The organism is Rhodopseudomonas palustris HaA2 (assembly GCF_000013365.1).
GTDB lineage: Bacteria > Pseudomonadota > Alphaproteobacteria > Rhizobiales > Xanthobacteraceae > Rhodopseudomonas > Rhodopseudomonas palustris_J.
Window position 1 is genome coordinate 4,105,608 of sequence record NC_007778.1, and the last position, 24,520, is coordinate 4,130,127.

At 66.8% G+C, this 24,520-nt stretch carries 19 protein-coding genes; 9 read left to right on the forward strand and 10 right to left on the reverse strand.

Features of this window, described 5'->3' with window-relative positions:
- Positions 1 to 2: 2 nt before the first annotated feature.
- The gene (locus RPB_RS18070) at positions 3 to 497 is read right to left on the reverse strand and encodes a TRAP transporter small permease (protein WP_041798851.1); all 495 of its coding nucleotides are present in this window, start codon (positions 495 to 497) and stop codon (positions 3 to 5) included.
- 238 nt (positions 498 to 735) lie between these two features.
- Positions 736 to 1,761, reverse strand: a complete 1,026-nt coding sequence (locus tag RPB_RS18075; RefSeq protein WP_011442461.1) for a TRAP transporter substrate-binding protein — start codon at positions 1,759 to 1,761, stop codon at positions 736 to 738.
- A 171-nt stretch (positions 1,762 to 1,932) separates the two neighbouring features.
- On the opposite strand from RPB_RS18075, the gene pobA reads away from it, so the two are divergent.
- Both pobA and RPB_RS18085 read left to right on the forward strand, forming a co-directional pair.
- On the forward strand, positions 1,933 to 3,102 hold the full coding sequence (gene pobA, locus RPB_RS18080) for a 4-hydroxybenzoate 3-monooxygenase (RefSeq protein ID WP_011442462.1): 1,170 nt from the start codon (positions 1,933 to 1,935) through the stop codon (positions 3,100 to 3,102).
- A gap of 266 nt (positions 3,103 to 3,368) precedes the next feature.
- The gene (locus tag RPB_RS18085; protein WP_011442463.1) at positions 3,369 to 3,806 is read left to right on the forward strand and encodes a PaaI family thioesterase; all 438 of its coding nucleotides are present in this window, start codon (positions 3,369 to 3,371) and stop codon (positions 3,804 to 3,806) included.
- Between the two features lie 160 nt (positions 3,807 to 3,966).
- On the opposite strand, the gene RPB_RS18090 is transcribed toward RPB_RS18085, so the two are convergent.
- Positions 3,967 to 4,653 (reverse strand): DUF2848 domain-containing protein, encoded by a 687-nt coding sequence (locus tag RPB_RS18090; protein WP_011442464.1) that lies wholly within the window; start codon positions 4,651 to 4,653, stop codon positions 3,967 to 3,969.
- Positions 4,646 to 5,995, reverse strand: a complete 1,350-nt coding sequence (locus RPB_RS18095) for an amidase (RefSeq protein ID WP_011442465.1) — start codon at positions 5,993 to 5,995, stop codon at positions 4,646 to 4,648. Before RPB_RS18095 ends, RPB_RS18090 begins: the two co-directional genes overlap by 8 nt.
- A 264-nt stretch (positions 5,996 to 6,259) precedes the next feature.
- Between RPB_RS18095 and RPB_RS18100 the strand changes: the two genes are divergently transcribed.
- The 3 genes from RPB_RS18100 (at position 6,260) to RPB_RS18110 (ending at position 9,075) form a co-directional block, all read left to right on the forward strand.
- On the forward strand, positions 6,260 to 6,673 hold the full coding sequence (locus RPB_RS18100) for a Zn-ribbon domain-containing OB-fold protein (RefSeq protein ID WP_011442466.1): 414 nt from the start codon (positions 6,260 to 6,262) through the stop codon (positions 6,671 to 6,673).
- A gap of 5 nt (positions 6,674 to 6,678) precedes the next feature.
- Positions 6,679 to 7,818 (forward strand): thiolase C-terminal domain-containing protein, encoded by a 1,140-nt coding sequence (locus tag RPB_RS18105; RefSeq protein WP_011442467.1) that lies wholly within the window; start codon positions 6,679 to 6,681, stop codon positions 7,816 to 7,818.
- A 342-nt stretch (positions 7,819 to 8,160) separates the two neighbouring features.
- Positions 8,161 to 9,075, forward strand: coding sequence for an SDR family NAD(P)-dependent oxidoreductase (locus RPB_RS18110; protein ID WP_011442468.1), 915 nt, complete (start codon positions 8,161 to 8,163; stop codon positions 9,073 to 9,075).
- 237 nt (positions 9,076 to 9,312) lie between these two features.
- On the opposite strand, the gene RPB_RS18115 is transcribed toward RPB_RS18110, so the two are convergent.
- The 4 genes from RPB_RS18115 to RPB_RS18130 all read right to left on the reverse strand — a co-directional run bounded on the left by RPB_RS18115 (position 9,313) and on the right by RPB_RS18130 (position 15,911).
- Positions 9,313 to 10,668, reverse strand: a complete 1,356-nt coding sequence (locus RPB_RS18115) for an OmpA family protein (protein WP_011442469.1) — start codon at positions 10,666 to 10,668, stop codon at positions 9,313 to 9,315.
- 511 nt (positions 10,669 to 11,179) lie between these two features.
- On the reverse strand, positions 11,180 to 12,034 hold the full coding sequence (locus RPB_RS18120) for a hypothetical protein (protein ID WP_011442470.1): 855 nt from the start codon (positions 12,032 to 12,034) through the stop codon (positions 11,180 to 11,182).
- Between the two features lie 112 nt (positions 12,035 to 12,146).
- Complete coding sequence (ppc, locus tag RPB_RS18125; RefSeq protein WP_011442471.1) at positions 12,147 to 14,948, reverse strand: phosphoenolpyruvate carboxylase; 2,802 nt, start codon at positions 14,946 to 14,948, stop codon at positions 12,147 to 12,149.
- A gap of 105 nt (positions 14,949 to 15,053) precedes the next feature.
- Positions 15,054 to 15,911, reverse strand: coding sequence for a hypothetical protein (locus RPB_RS18130; RefSeq protein WP_011442472.1), 858 nt, complete (start codon positions 15,909 to 15,911; stop codon positions 15,054 to 15,056).
- A gap of 228 nt (positions 15,912 to 16,139) precedes the next feature.
- Here RPB_RS18130 and RPB_RS18135 point away from each other — a divergent pair, with 228 nt between their 5' ends.
- From RPB_RS18135 to RPB_RS18145, 3 genes are all read left to right on the forward strand, one after another.
- The gene (locus RPB_RS18135) at positions 16,140 to 17,186 is read left to right on the forward strand and encodes a YeiH family protein (RefSeq protein ID WP_011442473.1); all 1,047 of its coding nucleotides are present in this window, start codon (positions 16,140 to 16,142) and stop codon (positions 17,184 to 17,186) included.
- Complete coding sequence (locus RPB_RS18140; protein ID WP_011442474.1) at positions 17,183 to 18,064, forward strand: LysR family transcriptional regulator; 882 nt, start codon at positions 17,183 to 17,185, stop codon at positions 18,062 to 18,064. Before RPB_RS18135 ends, RPB_RS18140 begins: the two co-directional genes overlap by 4 nt.
- 165 nt (positions 18,065 to 18,229) lie before the next feature.
- Positions 18,230 to 21,010: an ATP-binding protein gene (locus RPB_RS18145; RefSeq protein ID WP_011442475.1), complete on the forward strand. Its 2,781-nt coding sequence runs from the start codon at positions 18,230 to 18,232 to the stop codon at positions 21,008 to 21,010.
- Here RPB_RS18145 and RPB_RS18150 read toward each other — a convergent pair.
- Together RPB_RS18150 and RPB_RS18155 are read right to left on the reverse strand one after the other, a co-directional pair.
- Positions 21,007 to 22,548 carry an acyl-CoA synthetase gene (locus RPB_RS18150; protein WP_041798855.1) on the reverse strand — a complete coding sequence of 514 codons (1,542 nt, stop codon included), beginning with the start codon at positions 22,546 to 22,548 and terminating at the stop codon, positions 21,007 to 21,009. The two genes, RPB_RS18145 and RPB_RS18150, sit on opposite strands and share 4 nt — an antisense overlap.
- A gap of 145 nt (positions 22,549 to 22,693) precedes the next feature.
- Positions 22,694 to 23,506, reverse strand: a complete 813-nt coding sequence (locus tag RPB_RS18155; RefSeq protein WP_011442477.1) for a crotonase/enoyl-CoA hydratase family protein — start codon at positions 23,504 to 23,506, stop codon at positions 22,694 to 22,696.
- A 114-nt stretch (positions 23,507 to 23,620) separates the two neighbouring features.
- On the opposite strand from RPB_RS18155, the gene RPB_RS18160 reads away from it, so the two are divergent.
- Entirely contained in the window at positions 23,621 to 24,493 is an 873-nt protein-coding gene (locus RPB_RS18160; RefSeq protein WP_011442478.1) for an SDR family oxidoreductase, read from the forward strand.
- Positions 24,494 to 24,520: the final 27 nt, after the last annotated feature.

Sequence of the window (24,520 nt, forward strand, 5' to 3'; positions counted from 1 at the left end):
GGTCATTCCACCGGCTTGAATTTGGGGTCGTGCAGTTCGTCCGGATGGAAGATCAGCCGCCAGGTTCGAATCGCGATCAGCACGACGGCCGCGACGTCGCCGAGCCAGGCGACGAGAAAGAACGGCCAGATCGGCATTTGCAGGTCCATGGTGACGATGTGGTCGGCCCTGGTCGTCACCACCTTGTCGAACAGCGTGTAGGTCTGCACCGTGACGACGAACAGCAGCACCAGCGTCGCGAACACGTCGATCCAGCGCTGCGCCCGGGGGCCGACATTGCCCCACAGCAGATCGACGGTGATGTGGGTGCCGCGATAGGACGTCGCCGCGATCCCCCAGAAGATCAGGATGCCGAGCAGGAACTGGCCGACATTGTAGTAATCGGGGATCGTCACCGAGAAGAATTTGCGCATGAACACCGCGAGGAAGGTGTTCAGGGCGACGACGCCGACGAAGAACGCCGCGATCCATTCGATCACGTCGATGAAGCGATCCATGCCGTTCTTCGGAAACCGCCGCGTCGGCAGCGCGCCGGGCAGACGATTGGTCAGTCTGTCGAAATCGGAGGTCATGGGGCGAAGGTCATGGGGCGAACGTTGTCATCATCGGAACGGGAAAGGAGCCGTCACCCTGAGGCGCCGGCGCGCAGCGACGGCCTCGAAGGGCGACGGCGGCCGTTGCCATCCTTCGAGGCTCGCGCCGATGGCGCGAGCCTCGAAGGATGACGCCGGAGCCTTACAGCCCGGCGTCGTACTTCTTCAGCGCGGCCTTGAGTTCGCCATCGATGGCAGCGGCGTCGCCACCCGCCTTCTTCACCGCCTCGGCCCAGCTCGTGTGCAGGGGCTCGGTCGCCTTCTTCCATTCGGCGAGTTGTTCGGCCGTCAGCGGATACACCTCGTGGCCTTCCAGCGCCTTCATCTTGGTGCGGCCGTTGGCCTCGAAATCGACCCACGGGTCGGTAACCTTGGAGGCCCATTCCGGCGTGCAATGATCGTCGATCACCTTCTTCTGGGTGGCCGACAGCGCGTTGTAGGCCTTCAGGCCGATGTTGTAGGTGAACACCGTCGAATACAGCGGCACGTCCATGTGATACTTGACCACCTTGTCGATGCCGAACAGGAAGATCGAGCCCCACGGGAAGGTGATTTCGTCGGCGACGCCGCGCTCCAGCGCGTCGCGCGATTCCGGCGCCGAAGCCTGCACATTGGTGCCGCCGAACAGCTTGACCATCTCGCCGATGGTCGACTGCGCCGGCCGCACCTTGAGGCCCTTCATGTCGGCCGGCACCACCACCTTCTTCTTGCCGTGCAGCGCCCCCGGATCATGGATGAAGGCGAAGCACAGCTTGGTGTCCTTCATCTCGGTCGGCGCGTATTTGTGGTACCATTCGTTGAACGCCAGCGTGCCCTTCTTGCCGTCCTTGAACAGGAACGGCAGTTGGCCGGCGGAGACGATCGGGAAGCGGCCGGGCTGATAGCCGGGGTTCACATAGGTGACGTCGGCGATGCCGTCGCGCGCCATGTCGTAATGGTCGAACGCCTTGCCGAGCTGTTCGGAGGGGAAGACGGCCATCTTGATGGTGCCGCCCGAGGCCTTCTCAATGTCGGCGGCCCATTCCTTGGTCGCCGGAACCAGCGGATGCGCCGGCGGCACCCACAACGAGACCTTCCAGTTGACGGTTTTGTCCTGCGCCGAGGCGGCGGATACAACCGCAGGCGTCATGCTGGCTGCGAGCAGCAGCGCGAGCATCGTCTTCCTCATTTGGGTCTCTCCCTGTTGGACGGCTTCATTCGGCCTTTGGTTGCATTGTTATAGAACATAACCATTAAAGCAAGTGACAGCCTTGTAATAGCTGGTAGATATCGGACGACAACTGGACGGCGGCGGCAGGGTCTCGTAACGAGGCGACGAACCAACCTGCGGGGAACGCCCATGCGCACGCAAGTCGCCATCATCGGCGCCGGCCCATCCGGCCTGCTGCTCGGCCAGTTGCTGCACCGCTACGGCATCGACGCGGTCATTCTGGAACGCAAAGACCCCGATTATGTGCTGTCCCGGATCCGCGCCGGGGTGCTGGAACAGGGCCTGGTCGGGCTGCTCGACGAAGCCGGGGTCGGCGCACGGCTGCATCAGGAAGGCCTGGTGCATGACGGCTTCGAGATCGCGTTCTCCGGCAAGCGCCACCGCATCGATCTCGCCGGCACCACGGGCGGCAAGCACGTCACCGTCTACGGCCAGACCGAGGTGACGCGCGACCTGATGGAGGCGCGCAAGGCCGCCGGCCTCACCACCGTCTACGATGCCGCCGATGTCAGCCTGCACGATTTCGACGGCGACACGCCGAAGGTGCGCTGGGTCAAGGACGGCGTCACCCACGAGCTCGCCTGCGATTTCATCGCCGGCTGCGACGGCTTCCACGGCGTGTCGCGGCAAAGCGTGGCCGGCGCGGTCCAGAGCTTCGAGCGGGTGTATCCGTTCGGCTGGCTCGGCGTGCTGTCGGATACGCCGCCGGTGTCGCACGAACTGATCTACGTCAACCACGAGCGCGGCTTCGCGCTGTGCTCGATGCGCTCGACGCAGCGCAGCCGCTATTACGTGCAGTGCCCGCTCTCCGACGACGTCGCGCAATGGAGCGACGACCGGTTCTGGGACGAGTTGAAGCACAGGCTCGATCCTGAAGCCGCGGACAAGCTGGTCACCGGGGCGTCGATCGAGAAGAGCATCGCGCCGCTGCGCTCATTCGTCGCCGAGCCGATGCGGTTCGGGAGATTATTTCTGGCCGGCGACGCCGCCCACATCGTGCCGCCGACCGGCGCCAAGGGCCTCAACCTCGCCGCCAGCGACGTGTACTACCTGTCGCGCGCGTTGCGCGAATTCTACGGCGAGCACTCCAAGGCGGGGATCGACGCCTATTCGGCCGACGCGCTGCGCCGGGTGTGGAAGGCCGAGCGGTTCTCGTGGTGGATGACCTCGATGCTGCACCGCTTCCCCGACAGCGACGCCTTCTCCCAACGCATCCAGACCGCCGAGCTCGACTATCTGATCAGCTCGCAGGCCGCGATCACCTCGCTGGCGGAAAACTACGTCGGCCTGCCGTACTGACAAGGTTCACGTAAGCTCCGTCGCGCAGGTCATTCCGGGGCGCGAGCGCAAGCTCGCGAACCCGGAATCCCGAGATGCCCTGAACCTCTGGATTCCGGGTTCGCTCGCTGCGCGAGCGCCCCGGAATGACGAAGGCGGGTGCGGCGCGCATCGCGGCCTCCGACGCGCCGTTTCAAACACCCTCTCAAACCGCGCTTCAAACTTTGTCGGCGTTGCGGCAGCGACGCGCGTGCGGTCAAATGCGCAGGTTCAACGCGAGCGCTTGCATGACCGAATCCGACCACACCGAAACGCCCGACATCCCCGCGGGCTTCACCCGCCACACCCGGCCGAGCCCCCTCACCGCGCCGTGGGAGCCGCTCTATGCGAGGACCACGGTGGATGCGGTGATGCTCGGCCTGCGCATCCGCGACGCCCACACCAATTCGCGCGGCCTCGCCCATGGCGGACTGATCGCCGCGCTCGCTGACGCCGCGATGGGCTACAGCTGCGCGCTCAAGCTCGGCGGCGGCGAGCGGCTGCTCACCGCCTCGCTGGCGATCGACTTCCTCGGCTCGGCGAAGATCGGGCAATGGCTGCAGATCGAGCCCGAGGTGGTCAAGCTCGGTGGGTCGCTGTGCGTGGTGCAGTGCTTCGTCATCGCCGACGGCGCCCGCTGCGCTCGCGCCAACGCCACCTTCAGCGTCGCGAAGGCGAAGGTCTAGTTCGCGCTTCCACGAACATAGCGTTCGTCATTCCGGGGCGCTCACGAAGTGAGCGAACCCGGAATCCCGAGGTGCCCTGAACGTCTGGATTCCGGGTTCACGCGCTAACGCGCGTGCCCCGGAATGACGTGGGGGACCAAAAGGACGCGCAACGCGCCCCTCACCCCAAAATCGGCAGCTCGATCACATCGTAACCGTGACGAATGACGCGCCCCAGCACCGGATCGTCGATCTCGAACTCGAACCGGGTCGCCGGGCGGATGCCGCCTTTGGCCGCGAAGGTGCCGCCGAACAGCGCGCAGCCGTCCGGCAGTCCGCCCGCGCCGAACCCGCGCGACATCAGTTCGCGCGCCGGCAGCATGTGGTCGAGCGTGCCCTCCTGATACAGCACGCGCACGCCACCGATGGTGGCGAACGAGCGCAGCACGATCCGGTCCCAATGCGCTTCGACTTCGCTGAAGTCCCACAGCTCCGGTGCGATCGGCTTGTCGCACATCTGCTTCGACACCGTGACGCCATAGGCCTCGACTTTGCGGTCGGTGTGGTCGGAGCCGACGCCGACCAGGATACGGCCGGCATGGCCGATCAGCACGAACTCGACCTCACCGGACGAATCGCCTCCCGAGACTTCGATCGACGTCGCCATGGTGAGGCGCGACGCCGCGACGCGATAATAGATCGGCGTTGACGCCGGCCGCGCGATGCCCAGCGCTTCGAGTTCGACGATGTGCTTGTCGCGCGCCACCGGATCGCGCCCGGTCCAGCCGGCGATCACGGCCTGCGAGATCGGCAGCGTCAGCGGCGTGCGCGCGCCCTGCGCGTCGAGGATGAACGACAGATCAACCACGAAGCACCGCCTCCACGCCCGCCGCCACTTCGAAAACGTCGCGATCGGCGCCGTTGACGCCGGCCACCATCAGCCCGACCGGCGCTTCGCCGTCCTGATGGCACGGCAGCGAGATCGCGCAGCCGTCGATCATGTTGATGAGCGTGCAATTGCGCAACGCCAGCAGATTGGCCTTGGTGAACGCCTTGTCGTCGGCGAGGTCGGCGATGGCCGGCGGCGTGTTGGCCGTGGTCGGCATCACCACTGCATCGTAGGGCGCGAGCCGCGTGGTGGCGCGCGCGATCAGCGATTTGCGCGCCGTGATGGTGTCGACATAGTCCGCGGCGCTCTGGCTCTCGCCGCGCAGGATGCGCTCGCGCACCCGCGGGTCGTAGACGTCGCCTTGCGCCACGATCAGATAGCGATGCCAGGCGTAGCTCTCCGCCGCGGTGAGGCCGCCTTTGGCGCTGAGGGGTGCCACGTCGTTGAATTCCGGCACCTCGATCTTCTCGATGATCGCGCCGTGGCCGGCCAGCGCCTTCAGCGCGCGCTCGAACGCGAGTCTCACCGCTTCATCGAGTTCGTCGAGCGCCACCGTGGTCGGCACCGCCAGCCGCAGCCCCTTCAGTGGCCGCGGCGCCAGCGGCACGATCTCTTCGTCGGCGAGCACGGCGTCGAGCACCGCGCAGCAGGCGACGCTGCGCGCCAGCGGCCCGATCGAATCCAGCGAGAACGACAGCGGCACCGCGCCGTCGCGCGGCACGCGTTGCTGCGACGGCTTGTAGCCGACGATGCCGTTGAACGCCGCCGGAATCCGGCACGAGCCGCCGGTGTCGGTGCCGAGCCCGGCATGCGCCATGCCGTCGGCGACCGACACCGCCGCGCCCGAGGACGAGCCGCCCGGCACGTAGCCGACGTCGCGGCCATAGGCCGATTTCGGCGTGCCGTAATGCGGATTGATGCCGATGCCGGAATAGGCGAACTCGGTCATGTTGGTGCGGCCGATCACCACGAAGCCGGCGCGCCGCAGCCGCGCCACCGCGGGGGCGTCGTCCTCCGCCGGCGGATTGTCGTCGAGCGCGCGCGAGCCGGCGCGGGTGACCTGGCCCCTGATATCGAACAGGTCCTTGATCGAAACCGGAATGCCGGCATAGGGCGACGGCGCCGCCTTGATCGCGCGCAGCTTGTCCATCGCCTCGGCGGCTTCGCGCGCCGCATCGCGATCGACATGAATGAAGGCGCGCGCGCCCTCGCCCGCCGCGTCGTCGATCCGCGCCAGGCAATCGTCGACCAGTTTGCGCGCGGTGGTGCGGCCGGCGTCGAGATCGGCGGCGAGGACTGCGAGCGTGGGCAATTTCGTCATGGCGTCTATTCCGCTGGAAGGTCGACCGGCGACGCCGGTCTGGGCGCGCACGGCTTCGCCGAACTGAGGGTTGCTTGGCGTCTCCTGTAGCGCGGAGTCCGGCATTTGGCCATGCGCCACGACGCCGATTGTTCGCGCCCCGGAATACGTTTCCCGCACATCCCCCCGCGCCGGGCGCGTGTTGACGCTGGCCGGTCGATGTCGCATCAAGGCCCGGAACCGATGGGCTCACAAGCCGAATGCTCAGGGAGAGAACAAGAGACGATGGCCGAACCAGCGCGCGCACGCCCGAAGATCACCCCGGAAACCCAGCATTATTGGGACGGCGCCAAAGCGGGCGAGTTGCGGCTGCAGCGCTGCGATTCCTGCGCGCACGCGTATTTCCCGCCGCGTCCGTTCTGCCCGAAATGCGGCTCGCGCGGCGTTTCGGTGTTCAAGGCTTCCGGCAAGGGCACGCTGTACAGCTACGTCATCAATCACCGCCCGCTCGCGCCCGGCTTCACCGAACCCCACGCCATCGCGGTGGTGGAGTTGGAAGAAGGCCCGCGGATGATGAGCAACATCCTCGATTGTCCGCAGACCCCGGAGGCGCTCGAGCTCGACATGAAGCTCGAAGTCACCTTCCAGAAAATCGACGACAATCTCACCCTTCCGCAATTCCGTCCGGCGAAGGGGTAAGCGCCATGCGTCGCAATCAGGTCGCCGTCGTCGGCGCCGCCGAGACCACCAAGCTCGGCGTCATTCCCGACATGTCGCAGATCCAGCTCCACGCCGACGCCGCGCTGAACGCGATGGCCGATTGCGGGCTGAAGCCGTCCGACATCGACGGCGTCGCCACCGCGGTCGAGAGCCCGCAGCAGATCGCGCATTATCTCGGCATCACCCCGAGCTGGGTCGACGGCACGTCGGTCGGCGGCTGCTCGTTCATGCTGCACGTCCGTCACGCGGCGGCAGCGATCGAGGCCGGGCTGTGCAAGACCGTGCTGATCACCCACGCCGAGAGCGGCAAATCGATGATCGGCAAGCTGCCGCGCTCGATCCCCGCCGACAGCCTGCAGGGCCAGTTCGAGGCGCCCTACGGCATCTACGGGCCGCCGAGCCAGTTTCCGATCCCGGTGCTGCGCTTCATGAAGACCTGGGGCATCACCCACGAGCAGCTCGCGATGGTCGCCGTGGTGCAGCGCGAATGGGCGGCGAAGAATCCGCGCGCGACCATGAAGGACCCGATCACCGTCGCCGACGTGCTGAACTCGCGGATGATCGCCTATCCGTTCCGGCTGCTGCAATGCTGCCTCGTCACCGACGGCGGCGGCGCGCTGATCATGACCTCGGCCGATCGCGCCAAGGACTTCCCGCACAAGCCGGTCTATGTGCTCGGCACCGGCGAGAGCGTGGAAACGCCGATGGTCAGCCAGATGGAGAGCTTCAACTCCTCGCGCGCCTTCAAGGTGGCGGGGCCGACCGCGTTCCGCGAGGCCGGCATCAGCCACAGCGACGTCGACCACCTGATGATCTACGACGCCTTCGCGCATCTGCCGCTGTTCGGCCTCGGCGACCTCGGCTTCATGCCGTATGAGGAGACCGGCAAGTTCATTGCCGACGGCAACACCCGCCCCGGCGGCAAGCTGCCGCTCAACACCAATGGCGGCGGGCTGAGCTATATGCACTCCGGCATGTACGGCATGTACGCGCTGCAGGAGAGCGTCCGGCAGATGCGCGGCATCGCGCCGGCGCAGGTGGAAGGCGCGAAGATCTCGGTCTGCCACGGCGTCGGCGGCATGTTCGCGGCGTCGGGAACGATCATCTTTACGAACGAGAAGTAGTTCGGCGCAAGCCGCAATAGACCACGTCATCGCCGGGCTCGACCCGGCGATCCATCGCTCGAAGAAGATGGATGCGCGGGTCAAGCCCGCGCATGACGACTGGAGCCCGGAGGAAGTAATTACAGACGATCAGCGCCGCGAGGCGCGCTCCCTCTCCCCGCGTGCGGGGAGAGGGCTGGGGTGAGGGGGCGCCTCGACGAGCCTGAGCGGCTCGGCCTTGCGGAGACGCCCCCTCACCCGACCCGGCTTCGCTGCGCGACGCCGGGTCGACCTCTCCCCGCGCGCGGGGAGAGGTCATCGCAGACGCATCCACCAACGAACAACAACAAGGAGACACACCACATGGCCAAGGCACTCGACGGCAAAGTCATCATCGTCACCGGCGCGGGGCGCGGCATTGGGCGCGAGATCGCGCTGCTCGCGGCGCGCGAGGGCGCCAAGGTCGTCGTCAACGATCCGGGCGTCGCCGCCGACGGCTCGGGCACTGACGCCTCGCCGGCCGAGCAGGTGGTCGAGGAGATCAAGAAGGAAGGCGGCATCGCGGTCGCCAATTTCGAAAGCGTGGCGGAAGCCGTGCCGGCCAGCAAGATCGTCAAGCAGGCGGTCGACACCTGGGGCAAGCTCGACGGCGTCGTCAACAATGCCGGCATCCTGCGCGACGCGATCTTCCATCGCATGAGCATCGACGCCTTCGAGCAGGTCATCAAGGTGCATCTGATGGGCTCGTTCTACGTGTCGCACGCTGCCGCGCGCTTGTTCCGCGAGCAGGAGAGCGGGTCGTTCGTGCACTTCACCTCGACCTCGGGGCTGATCGGCAATTTCGGCCAGGCCAACTACGCCGCCGCCAAGCTCGGCATCGTCGGCCTGTCGAAGTCGATCGCGCTCGACATGCAGCGCTTCAACGTCCGCTCCAATTGCGTGTCGCCGTTCGCCTGGTCGCGGCTGATCGGCACCATCCCGACCGAGACCGAAGCCGAAAAGGCGCGCGTCGCGCGGATGCAGCAGATGGGCCCGGAGAAGATCGCGCCGCTGTCGGTGTTCCTGCTCGGCGATGCGGCGAAGGACGTCACCGGCCAGATCTTCGCGGTGCGGATGAACGAGATCTTCCTGATGGGCCAGTCGCGCCCGATCCGCTCGGTGCACCGCGACGGCGGCTGGACCTGCGAGACGCTGGCCGAGCACGGCATGCCGGCGCTGAAAGGTTCGTTCTACAAGCTCGACCGCTCCGCCGACATCTTCAACTGGGACGCGATCTGAGCATAGCTGCCCTCACCTCTCCCCGCGTGCGGGGAGAGGCTGCACTTCGAGAGTTGCGGTCGCCATGATGATCACCCTCCCCTGGAGGGGGAGGGTCGCTCGCGCAGCGAGCGGGGTGGGGTGGCGAAGAGTTCATCCACCGTGCCCGCGGCTCACCCCACCCCGTCCCGCATCTCGCTTCGCGAGTTGCGAGCCGACCCTCCCCCTTCAGGGGAGGGTGAAGAGAGCACCGCTTAGTCACTTCACCACGAACTCGATCCGCCGATTCTTCGCACGACCGTCCGCACTGTCGTTGGCCGCGAGCGGCTTCGACGCGCCGTAGCCGACGGCGGTGAGCTTGGCCGAGCCGATCCCGGCCTTGGTGAGGTTGTCGGCGACCGCCTCGGCGCGGCGCTTCGACAGCGCCTCGTTGGCGGCCTTCTTGCCGGCGGCATCGGTGTGGCCGGCGACCTCGATGGTCGCCGCCGGGCAATGCGCGATCACCTCCGCGAGTTGCTTCAGCACCGGCAATGAGGCCTGCGCGATCTCGGCGCTGCCGCGCATGAAATTGATCTTCTGCGCGGCGACCAATGTCGACAGCTTGCTCTGGCAGGCCTCCACCGACGGGATCGACGCGGTGCCGGCGGCATCGGCGGTGCGGGTCGCCGCGGCGGCGGCGGGCGCGGCCGGCGGCGCGACGGCGGCCGGCTTGGCCTCTTCCGCGGCGGCCGACTTCGCAGCCGCTTCCTTGGCCGCGGCCTCCTTGGCGGCTGCCTCCTTGGCCGCAGCTTCCTTCGCCGCCGCCTCCTTGGCGGCCGCTTCCTTTGCCGCGATCTCGGCGGCTTCCTTCGCCGCGGCTTCCTTCGCCGCGGCTTCCTTCGCCTCGGCGTCGGCCTTGGCCTTGGCCGCCGCCTGCTTCGCCGCAGTGTCCTTGGCGGCCTTGGCGACCGCTGCCTTCTCGACCGCCTCGCGCGCCTCGGCTTCGGCCTTGGCCTTGGCGTCGGCCTCGGCCTTCGCGGCAACTTCCGCCTGCAGCCTGGCGACCGTCTTCGCCGCCAGCGCCGCGCCGCTCAGCTCCTCGACCTCCGATACCAGCCGCACGCCCTTGACCTGCCCGATCTGCTCGCTCAGCACCGCGCGCTTCGCGCCGAGATCGTCCGGCAGCAGCACGTCGCGGCCCGACACATCGAAATTCAACGGATCGGCGCCGGCGCTCTTCACCACCTCGGCGACGCGCTCGCGCAGGTCCGGCTCGACCTTCGGCATCGTGGTGATGCTGAACACCAGCCAGATCAGCCCGGTGGCGAACAGCCCGACCCACCAGCCCTCGAACCGCGCCGGCAGCAGCCCCGGCGCGATACCACCAGCAATGCCGCCGACGATGTAAGCGGCGACCAGCCCGGCGGCCGCCTCCAGCATCAGCTCCGGCCGGCCCGAGACGAGCTGCATCACGATCACCACCACGACGATCGCCAGCACCACACCGATGCGCTGCAGCCAGTAGTTTTCGAGGTCCGCGGCCCAGCCGAGTTTCTGCGCCAGCAGCGGCGTGACGACCCCGACCGCGAACGCGACGGCCAGCCAGATCCAGTAATGAGTCAGGAGATACAACATCGAGGCGCATCCTTCTCCGCCGCGATCGACGCCACCTCGGTGCCCCGCTGATCGTCGGGGTCGCTCCGCAGATGCAGGGCGAGCGCGCGCGCTTGAATGTCAGGCCGCCGCGGCACCGCTCGCGCGGTCGCCGGATCGGCCGTCGTTCAATAGCGCCGTCGGCGCGGTCGCCACCATCCTGACTAAAGTTTGACCGCCGTCCGAATTTGATTAGTTCGTAGTCACGAACGATGAATATCGCGGCACAGGCCAACTACCCACCTACCAAGTCGCGGGTAATTCATCCGCTCGCGGTATCTGGATGCGAATTGCCTGTTTCCGAGCGCAGCAGTCCTGGCAACGGCAATTGTCGCCATGATCCGCGGTGCGCGCCGAGGCCGTCGGCGCGCACAAAAAAGGACGGCCCGAAGGCCGTCCTGTTCGAATCTCCATCACGTCAGAAACATGATGAGGAGGATGAGAGGAATGGGAATTCCGACGAGCCACAAGAGAATCGGCATTGGTTCACTCCTTAGGTTGCAGTCGAGTTGCGACGAAACACCGGCTGCTTGCCCCACGTTCCGTCGCGCAAGCCGCCGCCTTCCATCGCGGCGAGACAGGCGCTCAATGCGCCGATGAACAGCGACAAGGTCAGCCAGATCGAGAGCTGCTGGCCGGCCTGGCGCGCGTCCTCGAGGCTGGACTTCAGGCCGGTCACCACCTGATCGACGCGCTGCTCGGCGTCGGCCTGGCTGAGGCCGGTCCTGGCCGCGACGAGGTTCGCGACGTAGCTGCGATCGCCGGCGGACAGCCCGTCGCCGTTCTCGACCGACGACGTCAGCAGTCGGGTGAGTTCACCCCGGGATTCGGATGGATTGCCCTGGGCCTGGGGCGCCGGCCCAGCCCGCAGCAACTGATCGACATAACCGTCCATCGCGCCGGAGGATCGCGCGGCCGAGGCGACGGTCGATGTCGCAGCGCCGACGCCGCCGATCAGCGCACTGGCCGGAGCCGCGAGAAGCGCCGCACCCACGACAGTCGCCAACGCCCACACCAGCAGCCCGTGCGCGGTGTCACGGAATGTGATTTCATTGGAATCGATCCCCACCCATTTCGCGCGCAACCGGCCGGCCAGATAGCCGCCGACCGCCGACGAGATCATCGCGATGACGATGAAGTACAGACCGGTTCCGATCTTGAAGGTCGTCGCCGAGACGCCCTCGGAGCCCCAGGGCGAGACCACCGAAAACCCCACGCCGGCGCCGAACGCGAGCAGCACCAGCGTCAGTGCGCAAGACACGACGGCGCCTGCCACCACCGCGGCCCACGACACACCGGATTTTCCCGACAGGTCGCCACGCGCGCCGGTCGCCAAAGTTTGTTCCATCGAATTCTCCACGAGCCAAAGTGCTGTCGTCGGGAGAATGTGGAAGCGGAGGGATGGTTCCTGGAAGACGCCGAAGACGATCGGGAAAGCACAACCGTGATCGCCCGCCCCCTCAGCCGCTGTTCCGCAGCCCCGCCGAGATCCCGTTGATCGTCAGCTGAATGCCGCGCAGAATCTGCTCGTCGGGATCATGCGTGCGGTGCTCGCGGAGTAACTGCACCTGGACGTGGTTGAGCGGGTCGAGATACGGGAAGCGGTGGCGGATCGAGCGGTCGAGTAGCGGGTTGCCCTGCAGCAGCTTGTCGTGGCCCATGATCGCCAGCAGGCCGTCGACCGAAGCGTGCCATTCGGCGCGGATGCGGCCGAAGATCTCCCGCCGCAGCGTCTCGTCGGGAACCAGTTCGGCGTAGCGCGAGGCGATGCCGAGCGAGCTCTTCGAAAGCACCATGTCCATGTTCGACAGCAGCGTGCGGAAGAACGGCCATTCCTGATACATCGATCGCAGGAACGGGACGCCCTTGTCGGGATGCGCGGCGATCCAGGCCTCGACCGCGCTGCCGAAGCCGTACCAGCCGGGCAGCATCAGCCGGCATTGCGCCCATGAGAACACCCAGGGGATCGCGCGCAGATCCTCGATCGCGCGGGTCTTCTTGCGCGACGCCGGCCGGCTGCCGATGTTCAGCGTCGAGATCTCCGTGATCACCGTCGAGGCCCAGAAGTAATCGACGAAGCCGTCGGTCTCGTAGACCAGGCCGCGATAGGCCTTGAAGGCCATCGCCGAGAGCTGCTCCATCGCGTCGAGATAGTCGCGCTGCGGCGCGACGCGCTTGGGCTGCAGCAGGCTCGCCTCCAGCGTCGCCGCGGTGAGGATCTCCAGATTGTTGCGGCCGACCTCGCGGTTGGAATATTTGCTGGTGATGATCTCGCCCTGCTCGGTGATGCGGATCTGGCCGTTCACCGCGCCGCCGGGCTGCGCCACGATGGCGTCGTAGCTCGGCCCGCCGCCGCGGCCGACCGAGCCGCCGCGGCCGTGGAACAGCCGCAGCCGGATGCCGTGATGTTCGAAGATCTCGATCAACCCGATCTCGGCCTTGTACAGTTCCCAGCCGGAGGTGACGAAGCCGCCGTCCTTGTTGCTGTCTGAATAGCCGAGCATCACTTCCTGCACGCCGCCGCGGCTGTCGACCAGCCGGCGATATTCCGGGATGCCGAGCAGCCGGTCCATGATCGCCGAGGAGGCCTGCAGATCCTCGATGGTCTCGAACAGCGGCACGATGTTGATCGCGCTGCGCCCCGACGGATCGATCAGTCCGACCTCCTTGAGCAGCACCGCGACTTCGAGCAGGTCGGAGACGCCCTTGGTCATCGAGATGATGCATTGCGGGATCGCCGCCGCGCCGTAAGTGGCGTGCGCCTGCGCCGCCTCGTGCAGCACCGCGAGTTCGCCGACGGTCTCGTCGCTGTATTTGACGAAGATCGAGGTCAGCGGCCGGGCGCTGCGCAGCTCGGCAGTGAGTAGCGCGATCCGTGCGTCTTCGCCGATCTCCAGATAGGCGCTGGCCGGATGCGCCGCGTTCATCAGTTCGGCGATGGTGCGCTCGTGCACCGCGGAATTCTGCCGCATGTCGAGGCTGGCGAGGTGGAAGCCGAAGCAATCGGCGGCGCGGCGCAGCTGCCGCAGCCGGCCCCGCGCGATCACGCCGGCATTGTGGGCGACCAGCGAACGATGGATCGCGTCGAGATCGGCCTTGAAGTCGTGCACGCTCGCGTAAGCCTCGGCTTCGCCGACCGGGGCGCGGATGCTGTCGATCCTCAGCTTCGCCGCGGTCGCGGCCAGCCGCGCATAAATTCCCGACACCGCCAGCCGATACGGCTCGTGGCGGCGATGCGGCGAATGATCCGGTGAGCGCTCGGCCAGCGCGCGGACCTCGTCGCTGATCGCCACCAGATGCGACGCCAGCGACAATTCCGAGCCGAGCTCGTGCAGTTCGTCGAGATAGAACCGCAGCACGCGGGCGCTCTGCAATTGCAACGTGCCGTGCAGCACCTCGGCGGTGACGAACGGATTGCCATCGCGGTCGCCGCCGATCCAGCTTCCCATCCGCAGGAAGCTCGCGAGTTCCGCATCGGCCTCGGCGCCCTCGCCGCCGCCGAGCTGATCCTCCAGCGCGCAATGCAGCCGCGGCACCTCGCGCAGGAAGGTGTAGTCGTAGAACGACAGGCCGTTGGTGACTTCGTCGAGCACCGTCAGCTTGGTCCGGCGCAACAGATTGGTCTTCCACAACGTCACCACCGCGCGGCGGAGCTGCTCCTCGTTCTGCTCCCATTCCTCGGGCGTGAGCTGGACGCGCTCGCGCTCGTCGAGCAAGGCCGCGATCTGCATCTCGCGGTCCATCGTGCTCTTGCGCCGCACCTCGGTCGGATGCGCGGTCAGCACCGGGCTCACCAGAGCGGTCTTGAAGAAATCGCGCAGCTCGGCTGCGCCGATCCCGTCCGCGCGCGCATGCGCGAGCGTCTTGGCCAGCATGCCGGCACGCGGCGCCGAGCCCGCGGTCGAGCCGACCCGCATCTGGCGGATGTTGTTCTGGTCTTCGGCGATGTTGGCGAGGTGCGAGAAATAGCTGAAGGCACGAACGATCTTCACGGTGTCGGAGGCCGACATGCCGTCCAAGATGGCTTCGAGCTCGCGCCGCGCGGTGGTGTCGTCGTCGCGGTGAAACCGGATCGAGGTCTGGCGGATGCCCTCGACCAGATCGAACACCGCGGCGCCTTCCTGGTCGCGCACGGTGTCGCCGAGAATCCGGCCGAGCAGCCGGATGTCGTTGCGCAGCCGCGTCTCGGCCTCCAGCGCGGCACTGTCGTCGGCGCGGTTCGGCAGCGCCTCGGGCTCGGTCGGCAGGATCATGGACGACATCGCATTGCTCCAGGCTGGCGATGCGTATCCTGATGTATTTTGTGCGCCGCACGCAAGGTCAAGAAACGGGCGACGCCGGCGCGGCGCCGCCATCGCGCGATCGGATCAACGCCCGGCGAAGATATTCCGGACATTGCCCGGCGGTTCGCCGTCTGCCGGCGGCTCTTGGGCATCGGGCTTTGCAACGCGGTCGGATTGCTCCGGCTCGACATCGCTGGTCGGTTCGGTGGCGACCGCGGCCGGCGGTGCCACCCCGGTCGGCGGCGGCGCAGGTTCATAGAACGGCGGCTGCGGCGCCGCCGGCGTGGCGACCGGCGGCTCAAACAGCGGCGTCTGCGACACCGGAGCGGCGGCCGCCGGCGGCGCGGTCACCGGTGCGTTCGCGGTGGTCGGGGCTTCGTAGAGCGGATGCGACGGGCCGACCGGTTCGCGCGACCGCGCCCAGAAGAACGGCACCGCGATCGCAACCACCACGGCGACGACCAGCAGGATCAGCAGCGCGGATTGCTGCAGCAGCGCCACCGCCGGCACACTGACGCCGAGGATGGCGCCGACCGCGCAGACTTTCCAGGAGCGGATGTGCAGACCGGCGGTGAACGTGCCCAGCGCCAGCAGCGTCAGCACGCTCAGCGGCGACGCGAGGCCGGTGACCTGCCGGAGCACCTGCAGCGACATCAATTCCATCGCGACCAGCACCGCGGCCCAGTGCAGCGCCTGCGACACGATGAGGTGCAGATGCTCGTCGCGGCCCTCGACGTGGGGCCAGCGGGTGATCACGCACACCAGTCCGACGAACGGCGTCAGCAGCAGCCAGTACAACTCGGTCTGGGTGAAACTGGTATAGGCCACGCCGCCGAGCGACAGCAGCAGCATCAGAATGTAGGGCCAGTCCCGCAGCAGGAAGCCGCCGAATCCGGAATGCCATTTGCGGGACTGAACCGTGTCGTCATCCAGCATGGTCATGATCGTGCTCCGCTTGGATTGCGCAGGCGCGCACCGCGACAACGCGGGCGATACGCCATGCGCCTTGGCAACGAACCCCGGCCGCCCGGGTTCCCCGCGATCCTGCGCCACGCGCCGACCGGAACCAAGGCGATTATTTAATCAGTAAAATCGATTGATATAACGATTATAATCTGTTTGATTGATTGATCATCGCGCGATCGAATGGGCCGGAAAAGGAGCCTGCCCATGACCTCGAACGCCAGAACCCATCAACCGCACCCCCGCATCGACCGGCACCTGGCCGCGATCCTGCCGGGCGTGGTGCTGACGGCCACGATCGCCGCCGCAGCTCTCGGGTTGCAGCGGATCCCCGCGCTCGCGGGCGTCAGTCCGATGCTGCTGGCGATCCTGATCGGAATCGTCGCCCACAACGTCGTCGGGACGCCGGGATGGGCGCTGCCCGGGGTCAAATTCAGCGTTCGACGGGTGCTGCGCTTCGCCATCATCCTGCTCGGACTGCAGCTCACCGTCGCGCAACTGCTCGAGGTCGGCGGCGAAGGGCTGGCGATCATCGCCGCGACGCTGCTGGCGACCTTCAGCTTCACCGTGTGGCTCGGCCGCATGCTCGGTGTCGATCGCAAACTCGGCGAGCTGATCGCCGCCGGCACCTCGATCTGCGGCGCCTCCGCCATCATCGCCACCAACACCGTGACCCGCGCCGACGACGAGGATGTCGCTTACGGCGTCGCCTGCGTCACGGTATTCGGGTCGCTGGCGATGGTCGGTACGCCACTGCTCCAGAACGCGTTCGGTCTCGACGCCCACGGCTTCGGGCTGTGGACCGGCGCCTCGATCCACGAGATCGCCCAGGTCGTCGCCGCGAGCTTCCAGGGCGGGCACGATGCCGGCGAGTTCGGCACCATCGCCAAGCTGTCGCGGGTGATGATGCTGGCGCCGCTGGTGATCGGTCTCGGCATGCTGGCGCGGGCCCGTGCGCGGCACGAGCCTTCGGCCGCCGGCACCGCTGCGCCGCCGATGCCGTGGTTCGTGCTCGGCTTCGTGGCGATGGTCGGCGTCAACCAGCTGATCGCCATCCCGCAGGACGTCAAAGCCCCGATCGTCGCCGCCACCGCCTTCCTGCTGTCGATGGCGCTGGCGGCGATGGGGCTCGAGACGGATCTGCGCAAGCTCGCCGCGCGCGGCCTGCGTCCGGCCTTGCTCGGCCTGTGCGCGGCCTTGTTCATCTCGGGCTTCTCGCTGAGCCTGATCAAACTCACAGGATGGCATGGATGACCCTGGAACAGCTCCGCATCTTCATCGCGGTCGCCGAACAGCAACACATGACCCGCGCCGCGAGCGGACTGAACCTCACCCAATCGGCCACCAGCGCGGCGATCGCCGCGCTGGAATCGCGCTACGACGTCCGACTGTTCGATCGTGTCGGCCGCGGCATCGTGCTGACTCAGGCCGGCCGCGACTTCCTTGAAGAAGCCCGCGCTGTGGTCGCTCGCGCCAGGGCGGCTGCGCAGGCGCTGGACGACATCGCCGGCCTGAAGCGAGGCGCGCTCAGCATCGCAGCCAGTCAGACGGTCGGCAACTACTGGCTGCCGCCGCGGCTGCTCGCGTTCCAGCGCAACTATCCGGGGATCGCGCTGCAGGTGACGATTGCCAATACCGAGCAGGTCGCGCGCGCGGTGCGCGACGGGCACGCCGATCTCGGTTTGGTCGAAGGCGAGATCGACGATCCGCTGCTCACCAACGACCGCATCGACGGCGACAGTCTCGCGATCGTGGTCGGCAAACGGCATCCGTGGATCGGCACGACGCAAATTGCGGAAAACAAATTGACAACTACCGGTTGGATCCTGCGCGAGCGCGGATCCGGCACGCGGTCGATGTTCGAGGCGGCGTTGCGCGATATCGGCGTCGATCCGTCCAGCCTCGACGTCAAACTCGAGCTTCCGTCCAACGAGGCGATCCGGGCCGCGGTCGAAAGCTCGGACTACGCGACCGCGATCTCCGATCTGGTGGTTGCGCCGTCACTCGCGGCGGGGACCCTGCACCGTGTTCGTTTCGAATTGCCGCGTCGTTCGTTCTGTGTGCTTCGTCACAGAGAACACAGCGGCGGACAGGCCGAAAAGGCCATGCTCGCGGCATTGTACGCTGAGTGAACTAACACCGGAAAACGTTCTGCGTGCGAGTGATGAATTCCATATTTGTTGATTTGAAACTCGTCACAATCACCTCTACACAGGCATATCTTCGCGTACCAGCTCCGGAATATTGCGACGCGGCCACGTATCGGCTTAGAATCGCGGCCGTTGAAGGAGCCGATATTGCCCCGACGATTGAACTTATCCACCCGGCTCACCCTCGCCATCGTGCCTCTCGTGGCGCTGACCGCGGCGACCGTCGGTTATCTGGGGTACCGAAACCTCGCGGCCATTGCGATCGAACGCACGCTGGCCGGGCTGGATGCTACTGCGCGGTCGCGAGCTGTGGAACTCGCGAGCCAGATTCGGAACGTCAGCGCCGACGTCGCGAGCTTTCGCACGATGATCGGCCTGGGCGAATTGATCGCGCTCAGCCACGACGCGACGCTCCGGACCGCCGGCGGCCGGACGCTGGCGGAGTGGCGCGCGCGGATCGAGCAGCGATTCGCCGACGAACTCGGAGCGAAAGCCTATCTGATCCGATACCGCCTGATCGGAGCGAGCAACGACGGCCGCGAGATCATCCGGGTCGAGCGACGGAACGATACGGTCCGGATTGTTCCGGACGACGAGTTGCGCGGGCAGAGCGAATACGCCTTCTTCGAACAGGCCATCCGAGCGGCCGGAAGCGAGGTGGTGGTCTCGCCGGTGGAACTCGCCCGGACCGACGGCGCGATCCTGCAACCTCCGATGCCGCTGATCCGCGTGTCGGCCGCGCTGTTTGCGACCGACGGTACGATGTTCGGGCTGATCATCGCCGATGTCGGTCTGCGCCCCGCCTTCGCGACGGCCACCGCAAAAACGCGAAAAGGCCGCACCGTCTTCATCATCAACGACCGCGGCGACTACCTGCTGCATCCCGACAAGTCTCGCGAGTTCGGTTTCGAATTCGATCGGCCCGCCCGCATCCAGGACGACTTTCCAAGCCTCGCCACCGCGATCACCAGCGGCAAGGATCAGACGGCGATCGTCGAGGACCGCAACGGCGTGCCGATCGGGGTTGCGATCGACCGTGTCGAAGGGGCGCCCCTGGCCATCGTCGAGACCGTGCCGCAGCAATTCATTCTCGACGACATCATGACCGCGTGGCTGGATTCGACCTTGACCGGCGGCTCGGTCGCCGTGCTGACCGCCGTTCTGCTGGGTTTCGTCATGGCCCGGACCCTGATCAAGCCGCTGTCGCAGATGACGAAGGCGGTGGCGGGATTTGCCGAGGACGCGCCGCCGAAGATGCCGGTCGCGGCCAGTGGCGAAATCGGCGTGCTGGCGCGGGCGTTCGACACCATGGTGCAGGACGTGCAGGCGAAGACCGCCGCGATCCGGCACGAGAAGGAGCTGTTCGAGAGCATCATGACCACGATGGCCGAGTGTGTCGTGCTGATCGACCGCAACGGCGAGGCCATCTATCAGAACCGCGCCAACCGGGAACTGCTCAGCGCACTCGATATCAGGGTCGACCAGTGGCAGGAGCTCTACGACATCTACACGCCGGACGGCTCGACCCGGCTGTCCGCCGACCATTGGCCCTCCGCCCGCGTCCTGCGCGGCGAGACCGTCGATAATTACGAGATCGTCTGCCGAAGGCGCGATTCCGGCAAGACGGTTCATCTGATGGGGAGCGCGCGGCCGTTGTGGGAAGCCGCGGGCACGCAAACCGGAGCGGTCGTGGTGTTCCGCGACGTCACCGAGATGCGGGCGACCGAGCACCGGCTGCATCAGTCACAGAAGCTGGAAGCGATCGGCCAGCTCACCGGCGGCGTCGCGCACGACTTCAACAACATGCTGACGGTGATCAACGGCACCGCCGAGATCCTGCTCGACGAACTTGCCGACCGGCCGGACCTCTGCAGCATCGCCAGGATGATCGAGCAGGCCGCCGGGCGCGGCGCCGACCTGACGCGGCAACTGCTCGCCTTCGCCCGCAGGCAGCCGCTGCAACCGCGCAATATCGACGTCAACGCCATCGTGCTGAACACCCAGCAATTGCTGAAAGCGACGATCGGCGAACACATCGACGTCGAAGTCAGGCTGGCGCAGGACGTCGATGCGGCGCGGGTCGATCCGTCGCAACTCTCGTCGGCGCTGCTCAACCTCGCGGTGAATGCGCGCGACGCGATGCCGAACGGCGGCAAGCTGATGCTCGAAACCGCCGACGTGGTGCTCGACGCCGCCTACGGGCAGCACAATCCCGACGTCCAGCCCGGCCGCTACGTGATGATCGCGGTCAGCGACACCGGCACAGGAATTCCAGCCGAGTTGTGCGACAAGGTGTTCGAGCCGTTCTTCACGACCAAGAGCGCCGGCCAGGGCACCGGCCTCGGCCTCAGCATGGTCTATGGCTTCGTCAAGCAATCGGGCGGGCACATCAACATCTACAGCGAGGAGGGCCACGGCACCACGCTCAAGCTGTATCTGCCGCAGGCCGATTCCGACCCGGCCGTCGACAGCGCACCGGACGCCGGCCCGGCGACCGAGGGCGGCAGCGAAACCATCCTGCTGGTCGAGGACGACGAGTTGGTGCGCAAATTCGCGATCGCCCAGCTCGCGGGTCTCGGTTATCGCACCATCGCGATGTGCGACGGCCAGGCGGCGCTGCGTGAGGCGGAGCGCGGCACCGCGTTCGATCTGCTGTTCACCGACGTGATCATGCCGGGCGGCCTGAACGGCCCGCAACTCGCCGACGCGATCGCCCGGGTCCGGCCGGTGCGGGTGCTGTACACCTCGGGCTACACCGAGAACGCGATCGTGCATCACGACCGGCTCGACAGCGGCGCGCTGCTGCTGACCAAGCCGTATCGCAGGTCGGATCTGGCCCGGATGGTCCGCGCCGCACTCGGCAAGGACGTGCACGTCCCGCCGACCGGGATCGCGGCGGCACCCTCGTCGCGCGCCAGCGCCCGTTAGATCACCCGCCCGGCTTTGGCCCAATACGGATCGCGCAGACGGCGCTTGAAGATCTTGCCGGAATCCTCGCGCGGCAATTGCGCCATGATCTCGATATGCTTCGGAATCTTGTAGCCGGCGAGGACGTGTTTGAGCTGCTCGCGGAGATATCCCTCGTCGAGTGTCACGCCGGGCTGCGGCTCCAGCATCGCCATCAGCGCCTCGCCGAATTCGGCGTCCGGAATGCCGAACACCGCGCAATCATGCACGCCGGGCACGGCGTGGATCGCCGCTTCGATCTCGGCCGGGTAGATGTTGACGCCGCCGGAGATCACCATGTCGCGCTTGCGGTCGCAGATGAAGACGTAGCCATCGGAATCGAGATAGCCGACGTCGCCGGAGGTGATGAAGCCGTCGCGATCGATCTCGGCGCGCTTCTCCGGCTTGTTGTGATAGGTGAAATCCGGATTGCCGGCGATCCGCGAGAAGATCTCGCCGATCTCGCCCTGCGGCAGCTCCTTGCCGTCGTCGTCGATGAATTTCAGTTCCGCGCCGGGCGCGATCCTGCCGACGGTACCGGGCTTGCTGAGCGCATCCTCGGAGGTCGCGAAGGTCACGGCACCCGACTCCGTCGAGCCGTAGAACTCGCAGATCACCGGCCCCCACCACTCGATCATCGCGCGCTTGATATCGGCCGGACACGGCGCCGCGGCGTGGATGACGTGGCGCAGCGACGACACGTCGTACTTCGCGCGGACCTCGGGCGGCAGCTTCATCAGCCGGATGAACATCGTCGGCACCATGAACACGGTGTCGATCCGGTGCCGCTCGATCAGTTGCAGCAGCGCTTCCGGCTCGAACCGCGGCATCAGCACCAGCAGGCCGCCGAGCCGGCCGGCGCGGATGCCGAACGCGTTCGGCGCGGAGTGATACAAGGGACCCGGGCACAGCACGCGGGCGCCGGGCTTCAGACCATAGATCAGCGCGCGCATCGCTTCGGCGCTCTTGGCCTGCTCCGGCGTCGGCGCGAAGCGCTTGACGCCCTTCGGATGGCCGGTGGTGCCGGAGGTGTAGATCATGTTCTGCGGCTGCGGCAGCACGGGACCGTCATAGGGCTTCTGCTGCGCCAGCCAGCCGTCGAGATCGACCGCGCCTTGCGGCGCGGCGCGATGGCCGGGATCGATCTTGTAGTTGGCGAGAATTTCCGGCGGCGTCGGCACGCTCAGGACGGTCACGCCCGCCGGCACCACGCCGGCCGCCTGGTGCAGCAGATCGGCGTGGCCGATCAGCACCCGCGTGCCGGAATCGCCCAGCACATACGCCACCTCTTCGGGCTTGAAGTGCCAGTTGACCGGCACCGCATAGGCACCGAGCATCATCACCGCATAGGCGGCTTCCAGAAACGCCACGTCGTTGCGCATCAGCAAACAGACGCAGTCGCCGGGCGCGACACCGAGCCGCTGCAGCCCGCCGGCGATCAGCGCGACGCGCGTATCGACCTCGTCGAAGCTGCGATGGCGTTCGCCGGACAGGATGCCGTGGAGGAATTGGTTGGGCATGGTCTTCTTCTTGTTGTGAGCAGGAACCGTCATCCTGAGGTGCGAGCGAAGCGAGCCTCGAAGGATGAGCCGCAGGTACAGGTATCGCATCCTTCGAGGCTCGCCCTTGCGGGCGAGCACCTCAGGATGACGGCCGAAGGTGTAACTAACCGTCGACGAAATTGGGCGCGCGCTTTTCCATGTTGGCGCGGACCGCTTCGGTCTGGTTGGGCGAGCCGATCAGCTTCTGCTGTTCGACGCTTTCGGCGAGCAGCGCAGGGCCGGGGTCGACCGAGAGGTTGTTGAACATCCGCTTGGCGGCGCGGATGGCGTCCGGGCTCTTGCCGGCGATCTCCCGCGCCATCTCCAGCGCGGCGCTGCGCGGGTCGTCGACGATCCTGGTCGCGAGGCCGTAGCTCAGCGCCTCCTGCGCCGAGAAGATCCGGCCGGTGTAGGTGAGCTCGCGCAGGATGTCGTCGCGCACCAGCGAGGCGAGCACCGGCGTGCCGGCCATGTCGGGCACCAGGCCCCATTTGATTTCCATGATCGACATCCGCGCATCCGGCGCCATCAGCCGGATGTCGGCGCCGAGCGCGAGCTGAAAGCCGCCGCCGAACGCGACGCCGTGGATCGCGGCGATCACCGGCACCGGCAGCATCCGCCAGCCCCACACCGCCTGCTGCGGCGCGTTGGCCTGGCCATGGGTGCGCTTGGTGAGATCGCGAAATTCGCCGCCCGGAATGCCGTTGCCGCCGCCCTCGTTCATCGCGGCAAAACGCCCCATGTCGAGGCCGGCGCAGAACGCCTTGCCCTCGCCGGACAGCACCACGACGCGCACGCCCTTCTCCTGCGAAAGCCGCTCGGTGGTCGCGACAAGCGCCTCGAACATCGCGGCATCGAGCGCATTCATCTTGTCCGCCCGCACCAATCGGACGTCGGCAACGCCGTCCGTCACCGATACCGCAACGCGATCATTCATCGAGCCGTTTCCCTGGATATGTTGTGATCTGTTCGCGGCGCTACAGAAAAGCGTTGTCGGAATTTAGTCAATCGCTTAATCAACAACGATCATCCACTTTTCCGGGCACCTGACATGTTCTCCGATCAGCTTCTCGCAGGCCGTCGTATCCTCGTCACCGGTGGCGGCACCGGGCTCGGCAAATCGATGGCCGCGCGCTTCCTGCAGCTCGGCGCCGAAGTCCATATCTGCGGCCGCCGCAAGGGCGTCTGCGACGAGACCGCGACCGAACTGATGGATCAGTACGGCGGCAAGGTGATGACCTACGGCGTCGACATCCGCGACTCGGCCGCGGTCGACCACATGGTCGAGACCATCTTCGCCGACGGCCCGCTCACCGATCTGATCAACAACGCCGCCGGAAATTTCATCTCGCGGACGGAAGAGCTGTCGCCGCGCGGCTTTGACGCCGTCGCCAACATCGTGATGCACGGCACCTTCTACGTGACGCATGCGGTCGGCCGGCGCTGGATCGCCGGCGGCCACCGCGGCAATGTGGTGTCGATCACCACCACCTGGGTCCGCAACGGCAGCCCCTATGTGGTGCCCTCGGCGATGAGCAAATCGGCGATCCACGCCATGACGATGTCGCTCGCCACCGAATGGGGCCGCTACGGCATCCGCCTCAACACCATTGCGCCCGGCGAAATTCCCACCGAAGGCATGAGCAAGCGGATCAAGCCCGGCGACGAGGCCGGCGCCCGCACCGTGAAGGTGAATCCGATGGGCCGCGTCGGCACCATGGAGGAACTGCAGAACGTCGCGGTGTTCCTGATCTCCGGCGGCTGCGACTGGATCAACGGCGAAACCATCGCGATGGACGGCGCCCAGGGCCTGGCGATGGGCGGCAATTTCTATCAGCTGCGCGACTGGAGCAACGCCGACTGGGACCAGGCCAAGGCCTCGATCAAGGCGCAGAACGAAAAAGACCGCGCACAGCGGGGGTGATACGTTCACGGCCGTCATCCTGAGGTG

Coding starts and splice junctions, on each gene's coding strand:
- RPB_RS18070 (WP_041798851.1), bottom strand. CDS start 497: ATGGATCGCTTCATCGACGTGATCGAATGGATCGCGGCGTTCTTCGTC.
- RPB_RS18075 (WP_011442461.1), bottom strand. CDS start 1,761: ATGAGGAAGACGATGCTCGCGCTGCTGCTCGCAGCCAGCATGACGCCT.
- pobA (WP_011442462.1), top strand. CDS start 1,933: ATGCGCACGCAAGTCGCCATCATCGGCGCCGGCCCATCCGGCCTGCTG.
- RPB_RS18085 (WP_011442463.1), top strand. CDS start 3,369: ATGACCGAATCCGACCACACCGAAACGCCCGACATCCCCGCGGGCTTC.
- RPB_RS18095 (WP_011442465.1), bottom strand. CDS start 5,995: ATGACGAAATTGCCCACGCTCGCAGTCCTCGCCGCCGATCTCGACGCC.
- RPB_RS18100 (WP_011442466.1), top strand. CDS start 6,260: ATGGCCGAACCAGCGCGCGCACGCCCGAAGATCACCCCGGAAACCCAG.
- RPB_RS18105 (WP_011442467.1), top strand. CDS start 6,679: ATGCGTCGCAATCAGGTCGCCGTCGTCGGCGCCGCCGAGACCACCAAG.
- RPB_RS18110 (WP_011442468.1), top strand. CDS start 8,161: ATGGCCAAGGCACTCGACGGCAAAGTCATCATCGTCACCGGCGCGGGG.
- RPB_RS18115 (WP_011442469.1), bottom strand. CDS start 10,668: ATGTTGTATCTCCTGACTCATTACTGGATCTGGCTGGCCGTCGCGTTC.
- RPB_RS18120 (WP_011442470.1), bottom strand. CDS start 12,034: ATGGAACAAACTTTGGCGACCGGCGCGCGTGGCGACCTGTCGGGAAAA.
- ppc (WP_011442471.1), bottom strand. CDS start 14,948: ATGTCGTCCATGATCCTGCCGACCGAGCCCGAGGCGCTGCCGAACCGC.
- RPB_RS18130 (WP_011442472.1), bottom strand. CDS start 15,911: ATGACCATGCTGGATGACGACACGGTTCAGTCCCGCAAATGGCATTCC.
- RPB_RS18135 (WP_011442473.1), top strand. CDS start 16,140: ATGACCTCGAACGCCAGAACCCATCAACCGCACCCCCGCATCGACCGG.
- RPB_RS18140 (WP_011442474.1), top strand. CDS start 17,183: ATGACCCTGGAACAGCTCCGCATCTTCATCGCGGTCGCCGAACAGCAA.
- RPB_RS18150 (WP_041798855.1), bottom strand. CDS start 22,548: ATGCCCAACCAATTCCTCCACGGCATCCTGTCCGGCGAACGCCATCGC.
- RPB_RS18155 (WP_011442477.1), bottom strand. CDS start 23,506: ATGAATGATCGCGTTGCGGTATCGGTGACGGACGGCGTTGCCGACGTC.
- RPB_RS18160 (WP_011442478.1), top strand. CDS start 23,621: ATGTTCTCCGATCAGCTTCTCGCAGGCCGTCGTATCCTCGTCACCGGT.